This window comes from Mycobacterium sp. E183, assembly GCF_001667735.1.
GTDB lineage: Bacteria > Actinomycetota > Actinomycetes > Mycobacteriales > Mycobacteriaceae > Mycobacterium.
The window spans coordinates 1-25329 of sequence record NZ_LZJN01000052.1; the positions used below are offsets into that span (position 1 = coordinate 1).

General features: G+C 68.3%; 23 protein-coding genes. 12 read left to right on the top strand and 11 right to left on the bottom strand.

Features of this window, described 5'->3' with window-relative positions; translation table 11 throughout:
* The coding region (locus tag A5691_RS04585; RefSeq protein ID WP_068266444.1) for a septum formation family protein at positions 1-1349 on the bottom strand (1349 nt) is incomplete at its 3' end.
* Positions 1350-1471: 122 nt separating this feature from the next.
* On the opposite strand from A5691_RS04585, the gene serS reads away from it, so the two are divergent.
* Positions 1472-2731 carry a serine--tRNA ligase gene (serS, locus tag A5691_RS04590; protein WP_067779951.1) on the top strand — a complete coding sequence of 420 codons (1260 nt, stop codon included), beginning with the start codon at positions 1472-1474 and terminating at the stop codon, positions 2729-2731.
* A gap of 26 nt (positions 2732-2757) precedes the next feature.
* On the opposite strand, the gene A5691_RS04595 is transcribed toward serS, so the two are convergent.
* Positions 2758-3507 carry a helix-turn-helix domain-containing protein gene (locus A5691_RS04595; protein WP_067890556.1) on the bottom strand — a complete coding sequence of 250 codons (750 nt, stop codon included), beginning with the start codon at positions 3505-3507 and terminating at the stop codon, positions 2758-2760.
* Between the two features lie 55 nt (positions 3508-3562).
* Here A5691_RS04595 and A5691_RS04600 point away from each other — a divergent pair, with 55 nt between their 5' ends.
* Positions 3563-4132: a class I SAM-dependent methyltransferase gene (locus tag A5691_RS04600; RefSeq protein ID WP_067779960.1), complete on the top strand. Its 570-nt coding sequence runs from the start codon at positions 3563-3565 to the stop codon at positions 4130-4132.
* A gap of 25 nt (positions 4133-4157) precedes the next feature.
* Here A5691_RS04600 and A5691_RS04605 read toward each other — a convergent pair whose 3' ends face one another.
* A complete protein-coding gene (locus A5691_RS04605; RefSeq protein WP_197508511.1) occupies positions 4158-4643 on the bottom strand; it encodes a carboxymuconolactone decarboxylase family protein in 486 nt (161 codons plus the stop codon).
* Between the two features lie 187 nt (positions 4644-4830).
* Between A5691_RS04605 and A5691_RS04610 the strand changes: the two genes are divergently transcribed.
* Positions 4831-5100: a helix-turn-helix domain-containing protein gene (locus A5691_RS04610; RefSeq protein ID WP_067760272.1), complete on the top strand. Its 270-nt coding sequence runs from the start codon at positions 4831-4833 to the stop codon at positions 5098-5100.
* On the opposite strand, the gene A5691_RS04615 is transcribed toward A5691_RS04610, so the two are convergent.
* The gene (locus A5691_RS04615) at positions 5097-5582 is read right to left on the bottom strand and encodes a DUF2834 domain-containing protein (protein ID WP_067779945.1); all 486 of its coding nucleotides are present in this window, start codon (positions 5580-5582) and stop codon (positions 5097-5099) included. The genes A5691_RS04610 and A5691_RS04615 overlap by 4 nt on opposite strands.
* A gap of 71 nt (positions 5583-5653) precedes the next feature.
* Here A5691_RS04615 and A5691_RS04620 point away from each other — a divergent pair, with 71 nt between their 5' ends.
* From A5691_RS04620 to A5691_RS04635, 4 genes are all read left to right on the top strand, one after another.
* Positions 5654-6277, top strand: coding sequence for a TetR/AcrR family transcriptional regulator (locus A5691_RS04620; RefSeq protein ID WP_067890550.1), 624 nt, complete (start codon positions 5654-5656; stop codon positions 6275-6277).
* A 49-nt stretch (positions 6278-6326) separates the two neighbouring features.
* The gene (locus A5691_RS04625; RefSeq protein ID WP_067779942.1) at positions 6327-7889 is read left to right on the top strand and encodes an NAD(P)/FAD-dependent oxidoreductase; all 1563 of its coding nucleotides are present in this window, start codon (positions 6327-6329) and stop codon (positions 7887-7889) included.
* A 164-nt stretch (positions 7890-8053) separates the two neighbouring features.
* Positions 8054-9496: a condensation domain-containing protein gene (locus A5691_RS04630; protein ID WP_067890546.1), complete on the top strand. Its 1443-nt coding sequence runs from the start codon at positions 8054-8056 to the stop codon at positions 9494-9496.
* 24 nt (positions 9497-9520) lie between these two features.
* The gene (locus A5691_RS04635) at positions 9521-12721 is read left to right on the top strand and encodes an RND family transporter (protein WP_082950139.1); all 3201 of its coding nucleotides are present in this window, start codon (positions 9521-9523) and stop codon (positions 12719-12721) included.
* Positions 12722-12724: 3 nt separating this feature from the next.
* Here A5691_RS04635 and A5691_RS04640 read toward each other — a convergent pair whose 3' ends face one another.
* A complete protein-coding gene (locus A5691_RS04640; RefSeq protein ID WP_068015419.1) occupies positions 12725-13810 on the bottom strand; it encodes a PE-PPE domain-containing protein in 1086 nt (361 codons plus the stop codon).
* A gap of 42 nt (positions 13811-13852) precedes the next feature.
* The gene (locus tag A5691_RS04645; RefSeq protein WP_067779932.1) at positions 13853-14578 is read right to left on the bottom strand and encodes a GAP family protein; all 726 of its coding nucleotides are present in this window, start codon (positions 14576-14578) and stop codon (positions 13853-13855) included.
* Between the two features lie 437 nt (positions 14579-15015).
* On the opposite strand from A5691_RS04645, the gene A5691_RS04650 reads away from it, so the two are divergent.
* Positions 15016-16446, top strand: coding sequence for a condensation domain-containing protein (locus A5691_RS04650; RefSeq protein WP_067779929.1), 1431 nt, complete (start codon positions 15016-15018; stop codon positions 16444-16446).
* Here the strand turns inward: A5691_RS04650 and A5691_RS04655 are convergent.
* The 3 genes from A5691_RS04655 to A5691_RS04665 form a co-directional block, all read right to left on the bottom strand.
* Positions 16429-16773 (bottom strand): hypothetical protein, encoded by a 345-nt coding sequence (locus A5691_RS04655; protein ID WP_067760258.1) that lies wholly within the window; start codon positions 16771-16773, stop codon positions 16429-16431. The two genes, A5691_RS04650 and A5691_RS04655, sit on opposite strands and share 18 nt — an antisense overlap.
* Positions 16770-18320 (bottom strand): MBL fold metallo-hydrolase, encoded by a 1551-nt coding sequence (locus A5691_RS04660; protein WP_067779954.1) that lies wholly within the window; start codon positions 18318-18320, stop codon positions 16770-16772. The genes A5691_RS04655 and A5691_RS04660 overlap by 4 nt, the downstream gene beginning before the upstream one ends.
* Before the next feature lie 61 nt (positions 18321-18381).
* Positions 18382-19125 carry a phosphotransferase gene (locus tag A5691_RS04665; protein ID WP_067779926.1) on the bottom strand — a complete coding sequence of 248 codons (744 nt, stop codon included), beginning with the start codon at positions 19123-19125 and terminating at the stop codon, positions 18382-18384.
* 62 nt (positions 19126-19187) lie between these two features.
* Between A5691_RS04665 and A5691_RS04670 the strand changes: the two genes are divergently transcribed.
* Genes A5691_RS04670 through A5691_RS04685 form a run of 4 tightly spaced genes read left to right on the top strand, consistent with a single transcriptional unit; the run spans position 19188 to position 22348 of the window.
* Entirely contained in the window at positions 19188-19955 is a 768-nt protein-coding gene (locus A5691_RS04670) for a 1-acyl-sn-glycerol-3-phosphate acyltransferase (protein WP_067760254.1), read from the top strand.
* Between the two features lie 6 nt (positions 19956-19961).
* Entirely contained in the window at positions 19962-20717 is a 756-nt protein-coding gene (locus A5691_RS04675) for a 1-acyl-sn-glycerol-3-phosphate acyltransferase (protein WP_067760251.1), read from the top strand.
* A 14-nt stretch (positions 20718-20731) separates the two neighbouring features.
* Complete coding sequence (locus A5691_RS04680) at positions 20732-21517, top strand: 1-acyl-sn-glycerol-3-phosphate acyltransferase (protein ID WP_067891566.1); 786 nt, start codon at positions 20732-20734, stop codon at positions 21515-21517.
* Between the two features lie 15 nt (positions 21518-21532).
* Positions 21533-22348, top strand: coding sequence for a Cof-type HAD-IIB family hydrolase (locus tag A5691_RS04685; RefSeq protein WP_067760248.1), 816 nt, complete (start codon positions 21533-21535; stop codon positions 22346-22348).
* Between the two features lie 16 nt (positions 22349-22364).
* On the opposite strand, the gene A5691_RS04690 is transcribed toward A5691_RS04685, so the two are convergent.
* On the bottom strand, positions 22365-24023 hold the full coding sequence (locus tag A5691_RS04690) for an LGFP repeat-containing protein (protein WP_197694376.1): 1659 nt from the start codon (positions 24021-24023) through the stop codon (positions 22365-22367).
* A 131-nt stretch (positions 24024-24154) separates the two neighbouring features.
* Complete coding sequence (locus A5691_RS04695; RefSeq protein WP_197694377.1) at positions 24155-25234, bottom strand: PirG; 1080 nt, start codon at positions 25232-25234, stop codon at positions 24155-24157.
* Between the last annotated feature and the right edge of the window lie 95 nt (positions 25235-25329).

The window sequence follows — 25329 nt, forward strand, 5'->3', positions numbered from 1 at the left end:
CGCAGACCGCCGCCACGCTCAACGGCACGCTGGGCACCACCCGGTGGCGGCGCCCCACCGTCCGCGGGCGGCGGGGCCTGCGGCGGCGCTCCGGCGTCCGCGGGTGGTGGCGCCTGGGGGGCCGGCGAGTTGGTCTCGGGCGCCTGGGGCGTCACCACCGGCTGCTGGCCCGGAAGGTGCTGATTGTTCGGCGGGATCTCCGGGGTGGGGCTGGCCTGGCTTTGCGGGGCCTGAGCCGGTACCTGGAGCGGTATCGGCGGGAGGGTGAGCCGCTCTTCGGGAATGTCGGGGGGCGGGACCGGCGCCTGCCCGTTGATCAGCAGCTGCCCCTTGGCGCTGTTGACCAGGGTGGCCCAGCCGCCGTTGCCCAACGTCGCGCCGATGCTGCAGGCGACCTCCCGGCTGCCGGCCGTCCAGCTGGCCAGCGGCACGGTGGGGTAGATCAGCGTCAGGGTGGTGGTGCGCAACTTGACCGGCGCCAGATAGGCGTCCGTCATCTTGGTGCACAGGTCCTTGATGTACCCGTCCTGGTCGGCCTCGGCCGGCAGCGCGCCGGGGAACTTCTCGGCCAGGTTGACCGTGCCGGTCACCTCCATCGCGTGCGGTGCCGCACACTCGACCGGAGCGTCGATCGGCTGATTGGTGGTCGGGTCGATGCCCAGGCAGGTGCCCGCCGGCCAGACCTTGGACTGGTCGACTTCGGCCACCTTGCCCTTGTAGGCCTGCTGCTGATTGTTGGGGCCGGGCAGTTGCAGGCCGCACAGCATGCGGCGCTCGCCGGACTGGCGCCAGGCCCGGTCACCGGGCCACAGCAGGCTGACGATGAACTTGCTGTTGGGATCGAACTTGGGGCCCAGGTAGTTCCGGGCGGCGGACTCGCACTGCTCCTGGGTGATCTGCTGGATCCGGGCGGGCGACGGCGGAGCGGCGTTGGGCCCGTATTCGGAACCGGGGAACGTCCGCATGTCGACGGACTCGGCGACTTCGAACTTGTGGTCGTCGGCGCAGCTGACGATCTTCGCCGACTCCGGGGTGGTGTCCGGCCACATCAGGCAATCACCGCTCGCGGCCTTGTTGAAGGCGGCGTCGCTCTTGTTCCCGGTGGTGGGCACCGGGTTGCCGTCGAGATAGCCGGACAATCGGCCGGGACCGGTGCCGCCGACCGGCAGCGCGGTGACAACCCCGGCGATCAGCAGGCCGCCCAGCGCGGTCAAGAGCAGGGCGCGCCGGGTGGCCTGGGCCTGCAGGCTGCGAGGCCACCGGAAGCCCGCCGGGAACCGTTGCGGCCTGGCGGCAGGGGCGTCGGCCTCCGGGGCTTCAGGGAGGTCCGTCTCGGGCGCTTGCGACATCGGCTCCCATTCTGACAGCAGCGCCTGTGCGGTGTGACAATCGTTACTGATGTGAGTCCTGGGGTGGTCATAGGTGGGATGCTCTGCCAGCCGACCGGAGCCGAAAAAGTAGTCTCAGGGCCGTGATCGACCTCAAATTGCTCCGGGAAGACCCTGACGCCGTGCGCCGCTCCCAACTCGACCGCGGCGAGGACCCGGCGCTGGTCGACGCCCTGCTGGCGGCCGACGCCGCCCGCCGGACCGCGATCTCGTCGGCCGATGCGCTGCGGGCGGAACAGAAGTCTGCCAGCAAGAGCGTGGGCGCGGCGTCCCCCGAGGAGCGGCCGGCCAGGTTGGCGCGCGCCAAGGAATTGGCCGAGCAGGTCAAGGCCGCCGAGACCGAGCAGGCCGAGGCCGAGGCGGCGTTCACCGCGGCGCACATGGCGATCTCCAACGTCGTGATCGAGGGGGTGCCCGCCGGCGGGGAAGACGACTACCGGGTCCTGGACCTGGTCGGCGAACCGGCTGCGCTCGAGAACCCGAAGGACCACCTGGAGCTTGGCGAGTCGCTGGGCCTCATCGACATGCAGCGCGGCGCGAAGGTGTCCGGCTCGCGCTTCTACTTTCTGACCGGGCGCGGCGCGCTGCTGCAGCTCGGGCTGCTGCAGCTGGCCCTGGGCCTGGCCGTCGAGAACGGCTTCATCCCGATGATCCCGCCGGTGCTGGTGCGCCCCGAGGTGATGGCCGGAACCGGATTCCTCGGCGCGCACGCCGACGAGATCTATCGGGTCGAAGCCGACGATCTCTATTTGGTCGGCACCTCCGAGGTGCCGCTGGCCGGCTATCACGCCGACGAGATCCTGGACCTGTCCGGCGGGCCCCTGCGGTACGCGGGCTGGTCGTCGTGTTTCCGCCGTGAGGCCGGCAGCTATGGCAAAGACACCCGCGGCATCATCCGGGTGCACCAGTTCGACAAGGTCGAGGGGTTCGTCTACTGCATGCCGGGCGACGCGGAGGCCGAACACCAGCGGCTGCTGGGCTGGCAGCGCGAGATGCTCGCCCGCATCGAGGTGCCGTATCGCGTAATCGACGTCGCCGCGGGTGATCTCGGGTCGTCGGCCGCTCGCAAATTCGACTGCGAGGCATGGGTTCCCACGCAGGGCGCCTACCGGGAACTGACGTCGACGTCGAACTGCACCACGTTTCAGGCGCGCCGCCTTTCCACGCGCTATCGCGACGACAACGGCAAGCCGCAGACCGCCGCCACGCTCAACGGCACGCTGGGCACCACCCGGTGGCTGGTGGCGATCCTGGAGAACCACCAGCGGCCCGACGGCAGCGTGCGGGTGCCCGACGCGCTGGTGCCCTTCGTGGGCACCGAGCTGCTCGAGCCCACCGGTTAACGGGTGCTGCGGTTCGCCACCATTTGCTAGGGCGCCTTCGCGATCGCCCGGCCCGGCGTGTGTCCGAAGGCCCGCCGGTAGGTGTCGATGAAGGCACTCGCTGTGGCCCAACCACATTCGGATGCCACCGATGTGACGTCACGGCGCTCGGCGAGCAACACCAGGGCGCGCTGCAGGCGGAGCTGGGTGCGCCATTGCAGGAAGGTCATCGAAAGCTCGTCGCGGAACAGGCGGCTCAGGGTGCGTTGGCTGATTCCGATCCGCCGGGCGAGCTGTTGCAACGTCAACGGCGCGGATAGGTTGGCGGCGATCAACGCGCACGCCTCGCGGAGCCGGGCGTCGACCGGTGTCGGAATCCACAGCGGCTCACCGGGACCGGCCGCCTGCACCTGGTCATGCAGCACCCCCAACATTCGATGGTGCTCGCCGGTGTCGGTTCCGGCGGCCCGTGAACACGCGATGATGAGTTCGCGCATCAAGGGGTTGACCGCCAGCACCGCCGGCCCCGCGGGACCACGACGGTAGCGGCGTGGGTCCAGCGCCACACCGTGAAATTGCGTGTGGTCGTGGAACGTATGTTCATGCCAGCAGCCCGCCGGTATCCAGATCGCCCGATTCGCCGGCGTGATCCAGGTGCCCGCCGGGGTGGTGACCGAGACCGCGCCCGAGGACGGGTAGACGATCTGGTGCAGGGGGTGTCGGTGCCGCTCGATGCGGGTCCCCGGCGCCAGCGCCTGCGACGAGGTCGCGGGCCCGTGGTGGCCGATTTCCGACATAACACGGCAGAATATCGGAAGCACGCAGTGTGTGCGACCGCCTAGCGTGGCCGTCATGGCGATGAATCTCTTGCACCGGCGGCGCTGCAGCTCGGTGGGCTGGGAGAAGGCGGTGGCCGATCAGCTGCTGCCGTGGGCGTTGGACGGCGTCGAATTGGGCTCTCGCACTTTGGAAATCGGCCCGGGATACGGCGCGACGACGCTCGCCCTGCTGGATAGGGCGAATTCGCTCACCGCCATCGAGGTCGATGCCGCAATGGCCGAGCGTTTGCAGCGCCGCTACGGCGACCGAGCCCGCATCATCCACGGCGACGGCACCGCCACCGGGCTTCCCGCCGACCACTTCAGCTCGGTGGTGTGCTTCACGATGCTGCACCACGTTCCCGGCATCGAATTGCAGGACCGGCTTTTCGCCGAAGCCTTCCGGGTGCTGCAGCCGGGCGGGACCTTCGCCGGTAGCGACGGCGTCCCGTCCCTGACCTTCCGGCTGCTCCACGTCGCCGACACCTACAACCCGATCGCGCCGAAGGATCTGCGCGCGCGGCTGCTCAAGGCGGGCTTCGCGGACGTGCAGGTCGACCCGTCGGGGCGGCGGCAACGGTGGCGCGCCAGCAAACCGACCTGAGCGCGGACTGCCGCTCGGGGACCGATCAGTCACCGATGCTGGCGAAGGTGGGGCTGCCCGGCTCGAGCGGCACCCGGGCGGCACGCGCGGTGAAGCTGATCGCGTGGTACCACCCGCACAGCATCGTGAGGTCGAGAATCTCGCACTCGTCGAACTCGCCGCGCAGCGCCGTCCACAGGGCGTCGTCGATGTCGCGACGGTCGCAGAGCGAGTCCACGGCCCGCACGAGAAGGCGATCTCGTTCGGCCGTCCAGCACGAATCGTCGGCGCCGCCCTGGGTCAAAGAGCGGACCTGCTCGCGATCGAGGCGCGCCTTCTCTGCGAAAAACGCGACGTGCACGCCCCATTCGTACTCACAGCCGCAGCGAGCGCAGGTGCGGTCGATCACGATTTCACGATCACGAAGGGACAGCGACAACGCGCGGCTGAGTTCGTAACCGCCCCAGAGCGTCATTGCCTCTGCCATGGGCATGTTGTGCACCAGGGTGCGAAACAGGGCGATCGGCGGCACGTTCGGCGGCATCATCTTCTGAAGTTGTGCCGCCACTGCGTCCTCGTACGGCGGGTCGAGGACACCGATGCGAGGCGTTACTATTTCCGTAACCATGGACAAGAAAGCTACGTTACGGAATCCGAAACGTCAATCGGTGGCTCGGCCGGGGCGGCCGGTGCGGGGGTCGACAACCGGGCGCCCGCTCATGGCGGCCCTGGATCTCCTGGGGCGGCGCTGGTCGTTGCGGATCCTGTGGGAGCTTCGCGACGGTCCGCTGGGAGCGCGGGCTTTGCGGGAGCGCTGCGACGGCATGTCCCCCAGCGTTTTGTATGACCGGCTCGGCGAACTGACGGACGCGGGCCTGGTGGTCCAGCGCGCCGACCAGTGTTACGAGCTCGGCGAGGCCGGCCTGTCGCTGGGCGAGGCCCTCGATCCGCTGGACCGGTGGGCCCGCCGCTGGGCGGAGGGGACCTAGGCGTCCACCGTCTCGCGGGCCTGCTCGTGCCGGCGCTGCCGCTCCATGGTGGCGAAGTAGAAGGCGAACGCGAACGCAAAGCTGGTGAACAGGCTGGAGACGAAGTACAGCCACGGGTGCTTGAACCCACGGCGATAGCCGTCCACGATCGTAAACAGCGGCAGCAGAACCACATTCGCGATCGTGTAGTCCTGGCTGGCGGAGGACGCGGCCGGGTTGGTGAACATCAGCCTGATGTACTCGGCCCAGCTGCCGTGCTCGCCCCACAGCGGGTTGGTGGACCCGTGCGAATACTGCGAGACGTAGGTGATGTTGAAGTACCAGCCCAGCGCGACCGACGCGATCCCGACCAGGTAGTAGACGCACTCCAGCGGGGAGAACAACGGACCCCCGGCCGGCCGGGCGAAGACCTTCGAGTTCGCGGCGACGATCCAGCCGATGACAGTGAGCCCGAGAACTGCATGCACAAGAAGCGAGACCATGGCCGCAGTCTCACCCGGCACCCAAAGTTTTGTCAATACTGACAAAAGGCGGTTTGGGGTAACTTACTTGCATGGTCAGGCCGGCACAGACGGCGCGCAGCGAACGCACTCGTGAGGCGTTGCGCCAGGCCGCCATGGTGCGCTTCCTGGCGCAGGGGGTCGAGGACACGTCGGCCGAACAGATCGCGGCCGACGCCGGAGTCTCCCTGCGCACCTTCTATCGGCACTTCAGCTCCAAGCACGATCTGCTGTTTGCCGACTACACCGGGCTGAACTGGTTTCGCGCGGCGCTGGACGCCAGACCCGCTGACGAACCGCTCATCGATTCCGTTCAGTCGGCTATCTTCGCGTTTCCCTATGACGTTGAGGCCGTGGCGAAGATCGCCGCGATGCGAGGCGGGGAGCTCGACCAGGACCGCATCCATCGCCACATTCGCGACGTCCAGGCCGACCTCGCCGACGCCATCGAGGCGCAACTGGATCGGCGTAGCTGCACGGCCCCGCGCAAGCCCGATGCGCGGCTGCGCATCACCGTGACGGCCCGCTGCATCGCCGCCGCGGTGTTCGGTGCGATGGAGGCCTGGATGGTTGGCGAGGAGCGGTCGCTCGGAGAGCTGGCGCGGATGTCGCACGTCGCGCTGGAATCGCTGAGGGAGGGTATCTCCGGTACCTGGGTCAGCACAGTTTCGTCATAATTGACAAAACTTTGACCGCATGCCAGCCTGCTGTGCGGGAGGTCAGGACATGTCTGATTACGACGCGATAGTTATCGGTGCCGGGCACAACGGCCTGGCGGCCGCGGTGCTGCTGCAGAAGGCGGGATTGCGCACGGTGTGCCTGGATTCCAAGCTGTACGCCGGTGGCATGGCGTCCACGGTGGAGCTCTTCGACGGGTACCGCTTCGAGATCGCCGGCTCGGTCCAGTTCCCCACCTCGACGGTGGTCGTCGAGGAGCTCGGCCTGGACACCCTGCCGACGATCGACCTCGACGTGATGTCGGTGGCGGTGCGCGGCGTCGGGGACGACCCGCTGATCCAGTACAGCGACCCGATCAAGTTGTTCACCCACCTCAACGAGGTGCACGGGGCGGACGCCGTCAACGGGATGGCGGGGATGATGGCCTGGGCTCAGGCCCCCACGCGGGCGCTGGGCAGGTTCGAGGCGGGAACCGAGCCCAAGACGTTCGACGAGATGTATGCCTGCGCCACAAACGAATTCGAGCGCTCAGCCATCGATGACATGCTCTTCGGTTCGGTCACCGACGTGCTGGACCGTTACCTTCCCGACCGCGAAAAGCACGGCGCGCTGCGCGGATCGATGACCGTGCTGGCCGTCAACACCTTGTATCGCGGGCCGGCCACCCCGGGCAGCGCGGCCGCGCTCGCCTTCGGCTTGGGTGTCCCGGACGGCGACACCATGCAGATGAAGAAACTGCGCGGCGGTATCGGGGCGCTCACCTCGCACCTGGGCGAGCTGCTGGAAAGCCACGGCGGGGAAGTCCGGCTGCGCTCCAAGGTGACCGAGATCCTGGTCGCCGACGGGCGGGTGCGCGGGGTGCGCACCGAGGCCGGCGAGGAGTTGACCGCCCCGATTGTCGTCTCCGGCATCGCGCCCGACGTCACCGTCAACGACCTGATCGACCCGGCCCTGCTGCCCGCCGACATTCGGGAGCGATTTGCCCGGACCGACCATCGGGGCAGCTACCTGCAGATGCACTTCGCGCTGGAGGAGGCGCCGGAGTTCGCCGCGCCCTACGAGGCGCTCAACGACCCGGCGATGCAGGCATCCATCGGCCTGTTCTGCACGCCGGAGGAGGTTCAGCAGCAGTGGGAGGACTGCCGCCGCGGAATCGTGCCGGCCGACCCCACCGTGGTGTTGCAGATTCCGACGCAGAACGACCCGGACCTGGCCCCCGAGGGCAAGCACGCCGCCTCGGCGTTCGCGCTGTGGTTCCCGATCGAGGGTGGCGCCGACTATGGCGACGCGAAGGTCGAGATGGGCCAGCGCGTGATCGACAAGATCACCCGATTGGCGCCGAACTTCGAGCGCAGCATCATCCGGCACACCACCTTCACCCCCAAGCACATGGGCGTGATGTTCGGCGCCCCGGGAGGCGATTACTGCCATGGACTGCTGAGCTCGGATCAGATCGGGCCGAACCGCCCCGGCCCCAAGGGCTTTCGCGGTCAGCCGATCCCCATCGAAGGGCTGTACCTGGGCAGCGCCGGCTGCCACGGGGGGCCGGGCATCACCTTCACGCCCGGCTACAACGCGGCGCGCCGGGCGCTCGAAGAGCGCACGGCCTGACCTTCGGGACGCCGGCCGGGCGGCACGTCGTTCCGAGCGGCGCACGGCAGCGGGGGCTACGCTACCGGGGAACCTCGGCACCACCGGTGTTTGGCGGATCCCCCGGGTGAGCAGTCACTGCCTTCTCCACGCACCGCCGTCGGTGCTACGTACGGGAGGCAGCGGTGCGGATCGGGCCATTGGAAGTCTCAACGGTCAAGGAATGGGCGCCCGCGCCCGGCGCATTGTTCGCGTGGCACCCGTCACCGTCTGCCCGCACCAAGGCCCTCGCGGCGCCGGTCAGCCCGGTGCCCCCCAGCTACGTCCAGGCCCGGCACCTTCGCAGCCTGCGCGAACAGGCCGCCCGCGGCCTGGATCACTCCCGGTTGCTGATCGCTTCGGTCGAGGTGTCGGGCCGCTGCGACCTGCGCGCCATGACCTACGTCATCAATGCGCACCTGCGCCGGCACGACACCTACCGCAGCTGGTTCGAGTACTTCGACGCCGACCACATCGTTCGGCACACCATCGCCGACCCGGTCGACATCGAGCTGGTGCTCACCGAACACGGCGACCTGACCAGCGCCCAGCTGCAGGACCATGTCGTGGCCACCCCCGACTCGCTGCAGTGGGATTGCTTCGGCTTCGGGGTGATTCAGCGCCCCGACCGCTTCACCTTCTACGCCAGCATCGACCACCTGCACGCCGACGGCCAATTCGTCGGAATGGGACTCATGGAATTCCAGACGATGTACGCGGAGCTCACCGGGGGCAACCCGCCGGTCGAACTTCCGCCGGCCGGCAGCTACGCCGACCACTGCGTCCGGCAGCGGGAGTACACCTCGGCGCTGACCGCCGGCTCCGCGGAGGTGCGCGCCTGGGTCGACTTCGCCGAACGCAACGACGGGACGTTCCCGGCGTTCCCGCTCCCCCTCGGCGATCAATCCGTGCCCTATGAAGGCGACTTAGGGGGCCTGACACTGCTGGATGAGGGACAAACCCATCGATTCGAGACCGCCTGCGTCGGTGCGGGCGCCCGTTTCGTCGGGGGGATGTTCGCGTGCCTCGCCCTGGCGAGTCACGAATTGACCAGCGCCGAAACCTATTTCGGCATCACCCCGAAGGACACGCGCAGCACGCAGGACGACTTCACGACGCAGGGCTGGTTCACCGGCCAGATCCCGATCGCCGTGCCCGTCGCCGGGCTGTCCTTCAACGACATCGCCCGGAGCGCGCAGGAGTCCTTCGACGCGGGGGCGGACCTCGCGCGGGTGCCCTTCGAGCGCGTCGTCGAACTGGTGCCGTCACTGCGCAGGCCGCCGCCGCTGTTCAACCTGGTGAATTTCTTTGACGCGCAAGCCAATCCGCTGTCGATGATGACAAAATTCTTCGAGGGACTGACCGTGGGTGCACACAGCGACGGCAGGGTCACCTACCCGTTGAGCACCATGGTGGGGCGGTTCGACGAGACCGCAGCCAGCGTGTTGTTCCCCGACCACCCGGTGGCCCGAAATTCCGTGACCCGATACCTCGATGCCCTAAAATCCGTGTGCGTCCGCATCGCCGACGGCGGGGCGGCCGAGCGTGCACGTAACGCTGCCCACCGGTATCGGCAGGCCGCGTACTAACGCCGGAAAGAATGCGGTTCTCGAATGTCACTAGCGAAGGCCGGCCGGGACGACTCCCCGGGCATCTTCCCCCGGCTCGGACGCCTGATAGTGCGCCGGCCGTGGCTGGTGATCGGCGTCTGGATCGCGATCGCGGGCGTCCTATCGCTGACCGCGCCGTCGCTGGAACAGATCTCTCAGCAACACCCGGTGGCCATCCTGCCCTCGGACGCCCCGGTGTTGGCCGCAACCCGAAACATGAACGCCGCGTTCGGGGAAGCCGGGTTGCAGAGCATCGCGGTGGTGGTGCTCAGCGACGGTAAGGGGCTGACCCCCGCCGACGAAGGCACCTACCGGAACCTCGTCGAGGCCCTCCGCCGGGACAGCCGAGACGTCGCGATGGTGCAGGATTTTCTGACCACCCCGCCGCTGCGTGAGCTGATGACCAGTAAGGACCACCAGGCGTGGATGCTGCCCGTCGGCCTGCCCGGCGACCTCGGCTCGCCGCAATCCAAACAGGCGTACGCGCGGGTGGCCGACACCGTGAAGCAGACCGTGGCCGGATCCACGCTGAGGGCCAACCTGACCGGGCCCGCGTCGACGGTCGCCGACCTGAACCTCACCGGCCAGCGCGACCGCGCGCGAATCGAATTAGCGATCGTCGTGCTGTTGTTCGTCATTCTGCTGGTGATCTACCGGAACCCGGTCACCATGGTGCTGCCGCTGTTGACGATCGGGACGTCCGCGGTGGTGGCCCAGCGGCTGGTGGCCGTCGTCGGATCGGCGGGCCTGGGCATCGCCAACCAGACCGTCATCTTCATGAGCGGGATGATGGTCGGCGCCGGAACCGATTACGCGGTGTTCCTGATCAGCCGATATCACGACTACGTGCGTCAGGGCGTGGCTTCGGATGAGGCGGTGGTCAAGGCGCTGGCGTCCATCGGCAAAGTGATCGCGGCGTCGGCCGCCACCGTCGCGATCACCTTCCTCGGGATGGTCTTCACCCGGTTGGGAATCTTGCGGACGGTCGGGCCGGTGCTCGGCATCTCGGTGGCCGTCGTGTTCTTTGCGGCGATCACCCTGCTGCCGGCACTGCTGGTGCTCGCCGGGCGCTGCGGCTGGATCGCGCCGCGCAGCGACCTCAGCCGGCGCTTCTGGCGGCGTTCGGGCATCAACATCGTGCGCCGGCCCAAGACCCACCTGCTGGCCAGCGCGCTGGTGCTGGTGATCCTGGCCGGGTGCGCGGGTCTGGCCCGCTACAACTACGACGACCGCAAGGCCCTGCCCGGCACCGTCGAAAGCTCGATCGGATACGCCGCGCTGGACAAGCACTTCTCGACCAACCTGATCATCCCCGAGTACCTGTTCATCTCCTCGCCGCAGGATCTGAGGACGGCGAGGGCCCTCGCCGACCTCGAACAGATGGCACAGCGAGTCAGCCAGGTGCCGGGCGTCGCGATGGTCCGGGGCATCACCCGGCCCACCGGGCAGTCCCTGGAGCAGGCCAAGACCTCATGGCAGGCCGGTGAAGTCGGCGACAAACTGGACGCGGGCTCCAAGCAAATCGTCGACCACACCGGTGATCTCGACCGGTTGGCGGGCGGCGCCAACACGATGGCGGGCAAGCTCGGCGACGTGCGCACCCAGGTGAATCAGGCGGTGTCCGCCGTCGGGGGCCTGGTCGACGCGCTGGCGACGCTGCAGAACGTCTTCGGCGGGAACCGGGCGCTGGCCGAACTCGAGGGCGCCGAACGGCTCGTCAACGGGATGCGTTCGCTCGGCGACGCCATCGGCGCCAACGCCAATTTCGTTGCGAACAACTCCGATTGGGCCAACCCAGTGCTGGGTGCACTGGACAACAGCCCGATGTGCAGCGCCGAGCCCGCCTGCGTGAACGCGCGCGAGGAACTGCAGCGGTTGGTGACCGCGCGCGACGACGGGACGCTGGGCAAGATATCGGAGTTGGCGCGCCAACTGCGGGCGACCGAGGCCGTACACACCCTCGCGGCAACGGTTTCCGGGTTGCGCCGGGCGCTGTCCACCGTCATCGGTGCGATGGGCTCCCTGGGGATGGGCAGCCCGGGCGGCATGCGGGCGAAGATCACCTTCCTGCAGCAGGGGACCAACACGCTGGCGGACGGCAGCAGGCAATTGGCCGACGGAGTGCAGCAACTGGTCGATCAGGTCAAGAAGATGGGTTTCGGGCTGGGGGAGGCGTCCGCGTTCCTGCTGTCGATGAAGAAGGAAGCCACGACGCCGGCGATGGCGGGCTTCTACATTCCCGCACAAGCCTTGTCGTACGCCACCGGTGAGGGCGGGAAGCCGGCCGAGTTGCCGGGCGGGGTGCAGGACCTGATGGGCGGAATGACGGCCGATCAGTTGAAACGACTTGCCGGCGCGTTCGTTTCACCCGACGGACACGCGATGCGGTACCTGATCCAGACCGATCTCGATCCGTTCAGCACCGCGGCGATGGATCAGGTCAACGCGATCGGGGCGGCTGCGCAGGGCGCCCAGCCGAACACCACGCTGGCCGACGCCAAGGTCTCGGTGGTGGGGCTGCCGGTGGTGCTCAAGGAGACGCGCGACTACTCCGATCACGATCTGCGGTTCATCATCGCGATGACGATCTGCGTGGTGCTGCTCATTCTCATTGCATTGCTGCGGGCGGTCGTTGCGCCGTTGTACCTGATCGGCACGGTGATCGTGTCGTACATGTCGGCCCTCGGCATCGGCGTCATCGTGTTCCAGTTCCTACTCGGCGCGCAAATGCATTGGAGCGTCCCGGGATTGACCTTCGTCATCTTGGTCGCGGTGGGCGCTGACTACAACATGCTGCTCATTTCCCGGCTACGGGACGAGTCGGCGTCGGGAATCCGAACCGGTGTCGTCCGAACCGTCTCCTCGACGGGCGGGGTGATCACCGCGGCGGGCCTGATCATGGCAGCGTCGATGTACGGCCTGGTATTCGCCAGCCTGTCGACGGTGATTCAGGCCGGCTTCGTCCTGGGGACGGGCCTGCTGCTGGATACGTTCCTGCTGCGGACGGTGACGGTGCCCGCCATCGCCGTGCTGGTCGGGCGGGCGAACTGGTGGTGGCCGTCGGGCTGGGCGTCCTTGAGCCGGCCGCTGGGGCGCCGTCGCCCGGTCGGACGTAAGCCGCTGCTGCCCGAAGAAGAGAAGTCACCGGCGCCGATAGCCGAACAGCTGATTGGCTTTTCGCCCCGCGACGGGCTGCGGCTCTAGCGGTTACTTCTTGGCTTTGACGACCGCGCGGACGACCTTGCGCACCACGCCGCCTTTGCCGAGCCCGGGACCCGGGGTGAGGATCCGGGCCAGGTTGGCGACGGCCAGGGAGTTGGTGGCCAGGTTGATCCCGGCGCGGGCGCCGCGGATGGGCCAGGAGACCGCAGAGAAAATCGTCGGGATGTGGGTGATGCCGTTGATGATCTGGACCGGGTTGTGCGCCGGGCCCGGGTCGTAGGCGCGGTCCACCATCGGGCGCAGCACCGCGTCGATCGGCCCCACCGCCTCGGGGGGCATCCCCGCCCCGTCGACCAGCGCCCGGGCCAGCGGCAGCTCGGAGTTCCGGATGAAATAGGTCGTCGACGTGCCGCCCAGGTCGTTGGTGGTCCTCCTGATGTCCCACGGTGCGACCCGCGACGGGTCCGAGAATGCGGTGGCGCTGTGACCGTAATACCCGCCCGCCGCAATCGCGTTCAGGTCGGCCAGCAGGTTTCCGGGATGGTTGGGCGGGTCGGAAAAGGGGTCGTACTGCCCCACGATGTTGACCGTGTCGTATTGGCTCTCCACCGGAGCGGGGACGGTGTAGTCGATGATCGGCACGTGCGTCCCGGGCCCGAACACCTTGTAGAGCAGGTTGTCGGGGTTACCGGCCTTGATGAAGGTGAGCTGACCGGGCGGCGGCGCCGTCGGGTCGTGTGCCAGGCGCGCCTGCTCGCGGTCCAGCGCCAGCGAACCCTGGGACAGTCCGGCCACCGAGATGGGTCCGTCGGTGTTGCGGATCGCGGCATCGAGATTGTTCGCCCCGGTGGTCACGGAGCTGTTGACGGTCGGCGAACTCAGCCCGGTGACCGGCCAGAAGCTGCCCGGGTAGGGCACCACGCGGCGCACGGCCGCCGGACTGTAGTAGTTCGCGTCGATCTGCGGCTGCATCGCGGGATCGAAGTGATACAGCGACCGCAGCGGCCCGTAGGGGGACGGGGCCGTGCCGGGCACTATCAAAGCGGTGTCGGCGGCGGCGCCACCGGAATCGAAAACTATTGCGCACGCCAATGTTCCAACGGTGATGGCCGAGGTGAGCAGTTTGTTCACGAACTCTCCTCACGGCCTACCGAAAGAGCTACAGCAGGGATGCTACCGCGCACTGATGCTGGTCAGCCCGAGGACGAGCATGAAACAACCCGCGAAGGCCAGCAATACCGCGATGTCGCGGTGACCGCGGGACAGCAACCAGTTCCGCAGCCCGGCCATGACGGCACGCGTCTTGCGCGGCGCCGTGAGATACCCGATCAGTGGGAGCTCCGCCACGGTGAAGGCCACCAGGTTGAAGGCCACCAGCGCCTGAACCTGCGCGAGGGGCGCGGCGTGCGAGGCGAGGATGGCGGCCATCGAGCCCAGGTAGTTCGCCGACGGCAAAGCGGCGCCCATACCGCTAACCGCTGCGACACAGAGCGAGTCGCCCCGCAAGAAGACGCGTGCGCGGTCAGCCAGTTGCCGGCGGCCGCTCGGTGCCGGCCGCTCCAGCAGCGCAACGCCGCCAGTTCCGACCCTGACGGGCGCCTCGGCGGGGCGGGCGCGGCTGCGCGCCGAATCGCGCGTGGCCACCACAACGGCGATCAGCAAAGCCACGAGCCCGGAAGCGATTTGCACTTGCGCCACACTGACGTGGCCGACCACCGGCGCGGTCCGTAGCAGGAATAGCACCGTCAGCCCCACGCCCACGCCCATCGCGAAGCCACCACACAGAAACGCGAGCAACTGCCTGAGCGGGCTCCGCCGGCTGAGCAGCAGGATCACCAGACCGAGCCGGATCGGTTCGAAAATCACCGAGCCGGCCAATACCAGCACGGTGATCCACATGCTGGGCAACGTACCGCACGCGGCCAGGTCCAGCGCCCAAACTCGCCCGCACAAGCCGGTCTCGGCTGATCATGCCAGGGGTAGCGAATTTCGTCAGGCTGGGTTCAGACGGGTGTAACCCAAACGTCACGCGCACACGGGATGTCGCGGGGCGGACCCCGCCCAAAGCGGATATGCTGGGGGCTCCCGCAGCACCACTTGCGGCTGGAGAAATCCTGGGGGCGGCTGGGCCTGCCGGTCCGGTGCCGTCATTGTTGGTGCCCACCAGAGGGTTTCGTGGAGCAGCGTGAAACACGCCTGGCCGCGGGATGGCTGCGGGTGCCCCGGCGGGCTCGGCTCCGCGGCGACAGCGCGGACGGCAGGTCGCCTGAGCATCGCCCGGCGGGCGCGCAGCTGCGCCCCGCCGAGCCCAATAGCGCGGAGGTGCAGGGTATTCAGTGTTCGGCATAACCACTCTTCAAGACTGGACACCGCAGGCGCGCTCCGTCATCTGTTGGCACGCCTCACCGGCGGCGAGGGCCAAAGCGGCAGCGGCGCCGCCCAGTCCGGTTCCCCCCAGCTACCAGCAAACCCAACACCTTCGGCGCTACAGCGATCACGCCGCGCGGGGCCTGGACATGTCGCGCCTGATGATCTTCACCTGGGAGGTCCCCGGCCGCTGCGACGTCCGCGCCATGAACTACGCGGTCAATGCGCACATCCGCCGGCATGACACCTACCACAGCTGGTTCGACTACCGCGACGCCCAACAGATCGTTCGCCACACCATCGCCGACCCCGATGACATCGAACTCGTCCCGGTCGAGCACGGGGGGCTCACGCCCACGGAGTTGCGCGAACACATATCGACCCCGCAGCCGCTGCAGTGGGATTGTTTTCTGTTCGGAGTGGTGCAAAGCGACAACCATTTCACCTTCTACGCGAGCATCGCCCACCTCTGCGTCGACCCCATGATCGTCGGCGTTCTCTTCACGGAGATCCACCTGATGTACGCCACCCTGGTCGGTGGCGGCGCGCCCGTCGAACTCCCGGAGGCCGGGCGTTACGGCGAGTACTGCGTTCGGCAGCGGGAGGAGATGGCCGCGTTGACGGCCGACTCCCCCAAGGTGCGCGCGTGGACCGCCTTCGCCGCCGAAAACGGGGGGACGCTACCGCACTTTCCGCTGCGACTCGGCGACCTCTCGGTGCCCTATGCCGGCAAGCTCGTCACCGAGACGCTGATGGACGAACGGCAGACGGAACGGTTCGAGCGGGCCTGCGTGGCTGCGGATGCCCGCTTCAGCGGCGGTGTGTTCGCCTGCGCGGGCCTCACGCACCGTGAATTGACCGGTGCGGAAACGTTTTCCGCGGTAACGACTACCGATACCCGCAGGACGCCAACGGAATTGATGACGACTGGCTGGTTCACCGGCCTGGTTCCGGTCACGGTCGACATCGACGCCGGGCTTTTCGGGGACGCGGCGCACTCCGCGCAGACGTCCTTCGATTCGGGCATCGACTTGGCCACCATTCCGTTCGACCGGGTGCTGGAGTTGGCGCCCCCGGGGGCGGGTTTGGCCAGGCCGCGGCCCGGCAACTTCGTGATGTCGTTCCTGGACGCCAGCATCGCCCCGCTGTCCTCGGTCGCGAACTCCGACTTGAACTTTCGGATCTACGACGAGGGCAGGGTGTCCCATCAAGTCTCGCTGTGGGTCATCCGGCTACAACACGAGACCAAGGTGACGGTGTTGTTTCCCGACAACCCGGTCGCCCGCGAATCGGTGCGCCGGTACATCGACGCCTTGAAGTCGGCGTATGTCCGGGTGGCCGACGGCAGGCGCAGCCAGGTGTTCGCGCACTCGCCCGCGCGGCTAACCGCGCTGACTTAGCAGCTCGTCCAGGAGTGCGGTGAACTCCTCGGGTCGCGCCGGCGTGAAGGCGGGGCTGGGCTGAATGCCCGGCACGTCAAGCGTGATCAGCGTCGACTTGAACGGCCGGCTCACGTCCAGCGGGAGCCAGCGGCGCAAGTCCGAGCTGCCCCAGATCCGGAATCGATGCGTCAGCAGGCCCAACCCCTCGGCCTTGTACCCACGAACCGCGCCGAGTGCGATCACTTTCGACGTGCCGGAGGGAAAGTGGTAGCGGCGCAGGGTGATCGCCGCGCGGTCCAGCTGGACCAGGCCGTCGTCGTAACACTGGCCGTGGGTGGCGCTCATGCCCGCGAACTTCTCAGTTCGTGACCCCGCGCGGTCAGGCAGCGACCGTCGTCCAATCGCCATTGCCAGCCATGCAGGTTGCAGGTCAGCGTGTTGCCCTCGACCACACCGAATTTCGACAGGTCGGCCTTCAGGTGTGGGCAGCGGCGCTGAATTTCCCAGCCGTCCAGCGTGACCGACGAAGAATCGTCATGAGTCTCGGCGAACCAGCCGTCGGCGTAGGCAATCCGCTCGTCGGTGAGGCATTTGAAGAAGGTGTACAGGTATTCGTTATAACCGCCGACACGCCACGCCCTGAACCGGGTGGACAAGAAGATGGTGTTGACCCAATCGGGCTCCCGGTCGCGCAATACGGTGCGCACCAACTCCGGCGCTATGACGAAACCGTAACGGACCTTCTCGTCGGGAATGCGTTCGCGCACAGTACGTTTCGGGAAGTCCAGGATGACGGTTTCCGGGCCGATCACGAGTTCGACGGGATAGCCGATGCCGTCACAGATCTCGTCGCTCTGCGACATGATCGGTTCGAACAGCGCACGCAGCTGCTCCAGCAGCGGCTCGCCCGTGGCGGGCGCCCATCGCGCCTTCTCGGCGGCCAGGACGGGCGCCATCCGCTCGGCGTAGTCGGCGATGTAGGCCTGCTTGCCGGTGGTGAAGATCGCCTCGACCTGGTCGTCGGGCATCGGGTGGCTCAGCGAGTTCAGGGCGGTGCCGGTGAAGTCCGCGGTCGAGCCGGGGATCATCAGCAGGCCGCCGTTGTTGCCGTGGGCCCGCATCTGGTCGAGGAACACGATTTGGTCGGGGAAGATGTTGGCCGGATCGCCGTGGTCGTCGTTGAGATGGCGCAGTTCGGTGTCCAGGAAGCACGGCGGACCGGCCGACGGGATGACCCATGTGGCGCCCACCTGGGCGATGTACTGGCGGGCACGGTCCATCTGCCGCTGCCGCTTCTGGACGCCGAAGGACTCCTTGGCACGGGCGGGCATGTCGTAGACCATCGGGTACCAGATGGCGCCGGAGTACTGCAGCATGTGCACGTCGATGTGGCCGAACGCCGACGCCAACACGTCGAGATCGACCGGCCGGGCGTCGTTCATGTTGAAAGCCGTTGTGACGCCGTCGGAAACCACCAGCGCCGAGTCACCGAGCGGCCCGTCGGCCGGCGCGCGCAGCGCGATGATCATCACGTCGAGCTCGCCCTTCGGACCGCTGACGCGGTGTTTGACCGAGTTGCCGGTCTCGAAGAACCGGTAGAAACCCAACTCCTGCAACGCATTTCGCAAGTCCGGGACCGGGAAGTCCGGCAGCAGCACCACCGCGTCCTTATTGACGTGCTCGGCCAGGTTCTTGGCGTCGAAGTGGTCCTTGTGCAGGTGCGACAGGTACAGGTAGTCGCAGTCACCCAACTTGTCCCAGTCCAGTTGGCTGTTGTCCGGGAAGGGGAACCAGGACGCGAAGTACGCGGGGTTGACCCACGGGTCGCACAGGATGCTGCCCGCTGGGGTCTCGATCAGAAATCCGGCGTGACCTACGCTGGTGACCTGCACAAACACCTTCCTGGGGGCCGTACTCGCCCACGGCCCGGTAACGGGTTTTCAGCCCCCGAGCTTAGCGCGAGGCGGCATCGTCGGCCTCCCACAGCCGTCGGTAGAAGTCGATGCGAGCGGCGTCGGGCTCGACGCCGTAGGCCGCGAAGAATTCTCCGTCCCACACCCGGTCGGGGAAATTCCAGCCCAACGACAGCGTCGCGACCGCGAGGTCGGCCCACCGGTCGGCCACACCGAGGTCGCCCAGGTCGACATGCCCGCGGTACCGGCCGCGCCCGTCGACCAGGGTGTTGGGCGAGCAGGCGTCGCCGTGGCACACCACCAGGCGGTCGATGGGCGGCGGGCTGCCCAGCCGTGCACGCGCGACGGGTGTCAGGGCCGCCAGCCGGCCCTCGACCGACCAGTCGAACGGGCAGGACGACACCGGTAGCCGGTCATGCAGCCTGCGCAGGCCGAGGGCGATCGCGCGCACGGCCACCTCGGGTGTGGCCCGCAGGCGCGGATGTACGGCCGAGACGCCGGGCAGTGCCCGGGTATGCAGCCAGGCGCAGCCCCCGTCGACGCCGGCGCCCAGCACCGGCGGCACCAGCACGTACCGGGCGGCCCAACGCAGGCGCTCCGCTTCACGGGCAAAGTCGGTCACGCCGGCTTCCGCGACCTTGATGAACTCGGCGCCGCCGGCGTCGGGGCCGATCCGGAAGGTCACCCCACCGATCTCGTTGACCCACACGGCGCGAACCACCCTGCCGCCGGCAAACCGGCGAACCACTTCGGGCGGCGGAACGGGTGCCGCGGGGAAGCTCAAGCGATGGCCTCCTTTTCGCCACCTCGGGTGACTCACAGCCAGGAGCATTAGGCTGATCAGCTGTGGAACCGGTATACGGGACTGTCATTCAACTTGCCCGCCTGGTTTGGCGCCTACAGGGCCTCAAGATCACCGTGGCGGGGGTCGAAAACCTGCCCAAAACCGGCGGTGCCGTGATCGCCATCAACCACACCGGCTACCTCGACTTCACGTTCGCGGGTCTGCCCGCCTACCAGCAGGGACTGGGACGCAAGGTGCGGTTCATGGCCAAGCAGGAGGTGTTCGACAACAAGATCACCGGCCCGATCATGCGCAGCCTGCGGCACATCTCGGTGAATCGGCAGGACGGCGCCGCCTCCTACGAGGAGGCGGTCAGGAACCTCAAGGACGGTGAGCTGGTCGGCGTCTACCCCGAAGCCACCATCAGCCGCAGCTTCGAGATCAAGGAATTCAAGTCGGGCGCCGCCCGGATGGCCGTCGAGGCCGGGGTGCCGATCGTTCCGGTGATCGTCTGGGGCGCGCAGCGCATCTGGACCAAGGGGCACCCGAAAAAGTTGATGCGGCCGAAGGTGCCCGTCACGGTGCTGGTCGGCGAGCCGATCGAACCGACGTTGGGCGTCGAGGAGCTCAAGGGGCTGTTGCACTCGCGGATGCAACACCTGCTGGAGCGGGCCCAGGAGATGTACGGGCCGCACCCGGCGGGTGAGTTCTGGGTGCCGCGGCGGTTGGGCGGCAGCGCCCCTTCGCTGGCCGAAGCCGCCCGGATGGACGCCGAGGAGGCCGCCGCTCGCGCTGCCCGCCGGGCCGGACCCACGGGAGCTCCGGAGTAGCGATCAATGGTGGAGCCCGTCTTCCGCACGCTCGAGATTCTGGCTCGGCTGGTGGTCGTCGCCACCAACACCGAGATCTCCTACGGAGGCGAGGAGCACATCCCCGACACCGGCGGCGCCGTGATCGCGATCAACCACACCAGCTATGTCGACTTCCTGCCCGCCGCGCTGGCCGTGCACCGGCGGAGACGGCGGCTCAGGTTCATGATCAAGGCCGAAATGCAGCAGGTGCGGATCGTCAACTTCCTGATCAAGCACACCCGGACTATTCCGGTGGACCGCGGCGCCGGGGCCGGCGCCTACGCCGTGGCCGTGCAACGGCTCCGCGAGGGCGAGCTGGTGGGGGTTTATCCGGAGGCCACCATCAGCCGCAGCTTCGAGCTCAAGGAATTCAAGACGGGCGCCGCGCGCATGGCCATCGAAGCCGACGTTCCCATCGTCCCGGTGATCGTCTGGGGCGCCCACCGGATCTGGACCAAAGACCACCCACGCAACCTGAGCCGCGCCAAGGTACCGATTAAAGTGCAGGCAGGCGCGCCAGTGCCGGCGGCCGAAGACATCGCGCAGACCGACGCCGCACTGCGCGAGTCGATGACCGCACTGCTGCACCGGGTCCAAGCGGACTATCCGCACGAGCCGGGGGCGTACTGGACGCCGCGCCGGCTGGGCGGTGGGGCACCGACCATGGCGGAGGCGGCCCGGATGGAGGCGGACGAGGCGGCGGCGCGGGCCGCGGGCCGAGGCGGACGGCCGTCCCGGTAGACGAAGGAGAAGACATGCCCGAGGGGTTCTACCGGTTGTGCGAGTGGGTCGTACCGCCGATGGTTGCGATGCAGGGAACCAAGTTCACCTATCGCGGGCTGGAAAACATCCCCGAGCGGGGCGGCGCGCTGCTGGCCCAGAACCACACCAGCTACCTGGACTGGTTGCCAACGCTGCTCGCGGTGCGCGAGCGCCACCGGCGGGCGTACTTCATGATCAAAGCCGAGATGGCCGACGTGAAGGCGGTCAACTATGTGATCAACCACGCCAGGCTGATCCCGGTGGACCGCACCAACGGGAACGGCGCGCTCGAGCTGGCCACGCAGCGCCTGCGGCAGGGCGAGCTCATCGGGATGCACCCCGAAGCCACGATCAGCCGCAGTTTCGAGCTGCGCGAGTTCAAGAGCGGTGCGGCCCGGATGGCGCTGGACGCCCAGGTGCCGATCGTTCCGGTGATCGTCTGGGGTGCCCATCGGATTTGGCCCAAGGACCATCCAAAGAAGGTGTGGCGCAACAAGGTTCCGATCACCGTCGCCGCAGGCCGGCCGCTGCCGCCGCACGGCACGCCCGAACAGCTCAACGCGGCGCTGCGCCAGTCGATGAATGCGTTGCTGTATCAGGTACAGGAGGAATACCCCCACCCGGAGGGTGAATTCTGGGTCCCGAGGCGGCTCGGCGGCGCCGCGCCCACCCAGGACGATTCCCGGGCGATCCGCTTGTCGGAGTTGCAGGCGCGGATGCAGAAATACGGCACGGACGGCGTGACCCGACCCGGACAGGACCAGAGCGGAGTGCATTGACCAGATGACGTCAACGTGACCCAGCCGGCGCTAATAGCCTGCGACGTCGACGGCACCCTGTTCGACGACAACGAAACCATCACCCCGCGTACCCGCGATGCCGTGCGCGCCGCCGTCGATGCCGGCGCGACGTTCGTCGTGGCGACCGGCCGGCCGCCACGGTGGATACGCCCCGTCGTCGACGCGCTGGGCTTCGCGCCAATCGCGGTGTGCGCCAACGGCGCCGTCGTCTACGACCCCGCCACGGACCGGGTGGTCTCGACGCGGACGCTGCCCGTCGACACGCTGGCCGAGCTTGCGGAGCTGGCGACGCGCGTCATCCCGGGCGCGGGCCTGGCCGTCGAGCGAATCGGCGAACGCGCCCACGACACGGCGACCCCCCAGTTCATCAGCTCACCGGGCTACGAGCACGCGTGGCTGAACCCGGACAACACCGAGGTGTCGATCGAGGACCTGCTCAGTGCGCCCGCGATCAAGCTGCTCATCCGCCGAAGCGGGGCACGCAGCGCCGATATGGCCGCCGAGCTGGCCAAGCACGTCGGCATCGAGGGCGATATCACCTACTCCACCAACAACGGTCTCGTGGAGATCGTGCCGCTGGGCACCAGCAAGGCCACCGGCGTGGACGAGATCGCCAGGCCCCTGCAGATCGGCAGCGAGGAGGTACTGGCGTTCGGCGACATGCCCAACGACTTGCCCATGCTGCGCTGGGCGGGTCATGGCGTGGCGATGGGCAACGCCCATCCCGACGTGCTGGCCGCCGCCGACGAGGTCACCGCTGTCAACAACGACGACGGGGTGGGGCGGGTGCTCGAGCGCTGGTGGCTCTAGCGACTGCCGGGACCGGCTAGGTGGCAGACGGGTGCGCCGGTAACGAGAAGTGTTCGGGCGGCACGGTGGGGCCGCTCGGTGATTGCGTCGAGAGCGGCGTGATGATCCCCTCCGCGACCTCGGTGACGTTGCCGGTGAGCCGCTCGTAGTTCAGCGTTCCGTGTTGGAAATTCTGCGTAATCTGCAGCGGCTCTTGAAGTTCGGCGCTGGTCGGCAACCCGAGCGGTCCGCGTTCGTAGCTCAGCGACGCCCAGGCGTCGTAAATCGCGCCGGTGACCGGCTGGGCGCCGGTTTCCGGCGACCAATACATCGCGCCCCGGGCGAAGGTGACGTACCGCGCGTCACCCTCCGCGCTGTCCTCGGGGGACGTGGGCGCGCCCAGTACGCTGTTCATGCCGCCCATCGCCTGCCAGTGGTCATAGATCGCGCCGCCCTGCAGGGCCTTGATCAGTTCCTCCGGCGGATCGTTGAAATGCGAAGCGACGTCGCGTACTTCGTCCATCAGCGCGTAGGCGGCGTTGCCCGGGCAATCGGTGTTGCCGACGTCGCGGTGCGTGAAGATCGTGGGCAGCGTCGCGACGGAACCGGCCGGGAAGGTGGTGTAGTGGCTACCCGCCGACTCCAGCGACACGGTGCCCTTGGGGTCGACGTTGTCCAGGCCCAGGCGCCAGCCCAGCAGCCGGCCCAGGGTGCGCAGCTGGATCGGCGTGGGGGGTACGTCGTCGAAGTTGCCGATCATCGCCACGCCCCAGGTGTTGCGGTTGAATCCGCCGGTGTGGAAGGCCTCGACCGCTTTGGTCAGCCCCCCGGCGCTGCCCTCGAACACCTGGCCGTACTTGTCGACCAGGGCGTTGTAGGCGATGTCGCACCAGCCCAAGGTCTTGCTGTGATAGGTGTAGATGGCCTTGACGATCCCGGCCGATTCCAGCGGCGAGTAGTCGTTGCTGCCCGCCGTGTGGTGTACGACGGCGGCACGAACGCCGTTGTCGTACTGCGGACTACCGCAACGCAGCGACTCGTCGGCACCCCATTCCGCCCGGCTGATGATGGCGGGGGCCTGGCCGGGCATCAGCACGCCCGAGGGTGGCGTCCACTGGGCTTTGGCCGGTGCTTGCGGCGGGGAGATGAGGATGGCGGAGATGTTCTGCCCGAAGGGTTGTTCCCGGGACGCCGGTTTGTAGCCCAGATCGGTCTCGCGGGGGGGCGCGGGTGATGGTCCCCCGCCGACGGGTGGGGCCCCCAGGGTCGGCGGCGCATCCATCGGACGCGTGACCGCGATCTCGACGGTGGTGGTGGTGCCGACGAACACCGGGTCGGTTCCGCGCGGCCCCTCGAGCGATCCGGCTGCCGTCGCCCCGTCGGGCGCCGCCGTCTCGTACTCGGTCTGGTACCAGGGCCCCCACGAACCGTCCGGCCGCCGCGCCCGCACCCTGGTCGAGGTGCCTGTCAGGTCGCCCGTGAGCGCGACGAGAGAGAACGGGGTGTCCTGGCTGATCTGGCGAACCGTGACACCGCCGCCCAACCCGACCAGCGGCTGTTCGGTCAGCTGGGTGTCGTGGGTCGGCGGCGGACTGGCAGTGCCGCGATCGCGCGTGGTGTCGGCCACCCAGGAGACGATGACGACGGTCGCCGCGATGGCGGTGAGCAATGTCGTCGGCCCACGACTAGGAGACACCAGCCGATGTTACTTGTGTTTCTAATGTTAATGATGAGACGACACGACCTGGGCGCGACGAAACTGCGCCAAATTCGACGGCACCGCAGAAGAATCTGCGGTGCCGTCTGGTTGGAGGGTTTCCTGAAGGTCTAGACGGGTGGCAGGACCGGTGCCGCGCCGGCGGCAGCCGGCAAAGCCCCGGCAGCGCCCGCGGCGGCCGGCAGGGCACCCGCGGCACCCGGGAGGGCGCCCGCGGCACCCGGCAGCGCACCGGCAGCGGCCGGCAAGGCGCCGGCGGCACCCGGGAGGGCGCCCGCGGCGCCCGGCAGCGCACCGGCGGCGCCCGGAAGCGCACCGGCTGCACCCGCCCCGCCGTGCAGACCCTGCGTGATCGCCGGCATGACCAAGCCCTTGAGCAGGTCGATCGCCTGACCGGCGCCGAGCTGGTTGGCGGCCTGCATCACGTCGTTGACCAGGCCACCGCCGCCGCTGCTGGAGCTTCCGCCGCCGCCGCCGAGGCCGGTGCCACCACCAATCGGTGAACCGTTACCGAAGGACGACGGGTCGCCCAGGATCGGGTAGGTACCGTCGGCGCCCGGGTCCAGGCTGGCCGGGGCCGTGATTGGCACCTCACCGGCAGCCGTCGGGCTCGTCAGCCCGGGCGTGACCCCGGCCGGGCTGGTCAGCCCGGGGTTGGACAGCGCGGGGTTGAGCCCCGCACCCGGGGTCGCCACTCCGGCGCCCGGGGTGGTCGGCAGCGCGCCGGGCGCGGTGAGACCCGGCGTCGCGGTCGGCGCCAGGCCCGGGCTGGTCAGAGCCGGGCTGGTCAAACCGGGGCTCGTCAAACCGGGGCTGGTCAGGCCGGGGCTGGTGAGGCCGGGGCTGGTCAGGCCCGGACTGGTCAGACCAGGGCTCGTGAGCCCTGGAGTCCCGAGGCCCGGAGTGCCCAGGCCGGGGCTGGCCAGGCCCGGAGTGCTGGTCGCGCCCCCGCTCAGCGCGGGCACCGGGGGCAGGTTGATCCCGAATTGCGACAGCCCCTGCGACAAGGCGCCCATCAGCTCGCCCGGCAGGTCGGTCATTACCGCCGCCTGCTTGAAGTCGTGGTGCTCGGCCGGTTTGTTGCCCGCCGTCGATTCGTAGACAAGGAAGTATGCGCAAGGACTCGCCACTGCCAGGGCGGCGACCGCGCTCATGGCTGTCGAAAGCTTGCGTCGGCGTCGGTTCGGCACGGAAGTCTCCTCAATCTGGACAACTCAATGTTCAACTGTGTTGTGTCAGTGCGGCCTTGCCGGTTTCTAGCCGCCGACAACCACACAGAGTCGAT

Excerpts from the sequence above, each read along its gene's own strand:
- A5691_RS04595 (WP_067890556.1), bottom strand. The coding sequence starts at position 3,507 with ATGTCGGAAATCGGCCACCACGGGCCCGCGACCTCGTCGCAGGCGCTG.
- A5691_RS04600 (WP_067779960.1), top strand. The coding sequence starts at position 3,563 with ATGGCGATGAATCTCTTGCACCGGCGGCGCTGCAGCTCGGTGGGCTGG.
- A5691_RS04610 (WP_067760272.1), top strand. The coding sequence starts at position 4,831 with ATGGCGGCCCTGGATCTCCTGGGGCGGCGCTGGTCGTTGCGGATCCTG.
- A5691_RS04615 (WP_067779945.1), bottom strand. The coding sequence starts at position 5,582 with ATGGTCTCGCTTCTTGTGCATGCAGTTCTCGGGCTCACTGTCATCGGC.
- A5691_RS04620 (WP_067890550.1), top strand. The coding sequence starts at position 5,654 with ATGGTCAGGCCGGCACAGACGGCGCGCAGCGAACGCACTCGTGAGGCG.
- A5691_RS04625 (WP_067779942.1), top strand. The coding sequence starts at position 6,327 with ATGTCTGATTACGACGCGATAGTTATCGGTGCCGGGCACAACGGCCTG.
- A5691_RS04635 (WP_082950139.1), top strand. The coding sequence starts at position 9,521 with ATGTCACTAGCGAAGGCCGGCCGGGACGACTCCCCGGGCATCTTCCCC.
- A5691_RS04645 (WP_067779932.1), bottom strand. The coding sequence starts at position 14,578 with ATGTGGATCACCGTGCTGGTATTGGCCGGCTCGGTGATTTTCGAACCG.
- A5691_RS04655 (WP_067760258.1), bottom strand. The coding sequence starts at position 16,773 with ATGAGCGCCACCCACGGCCAGTGTTACGACGACGGCCTGGTCCAGCTG.
- A5691_RS04675 (WP_067760251.1), top strand. The coding sequence starts at position 19,962 with ATGGTGGAGCCCGTCTTCCGCACGCTCGAGATTCTGGCTCGGCTGGTG.
- A5691_RS04680 (WP_067891566.1), top strand. The coding sequence starts at position 20,732 with ATGCCCGAGGGGTTCTACCGGTTGTGCGAGTGGGTCGTACCGCCGATG.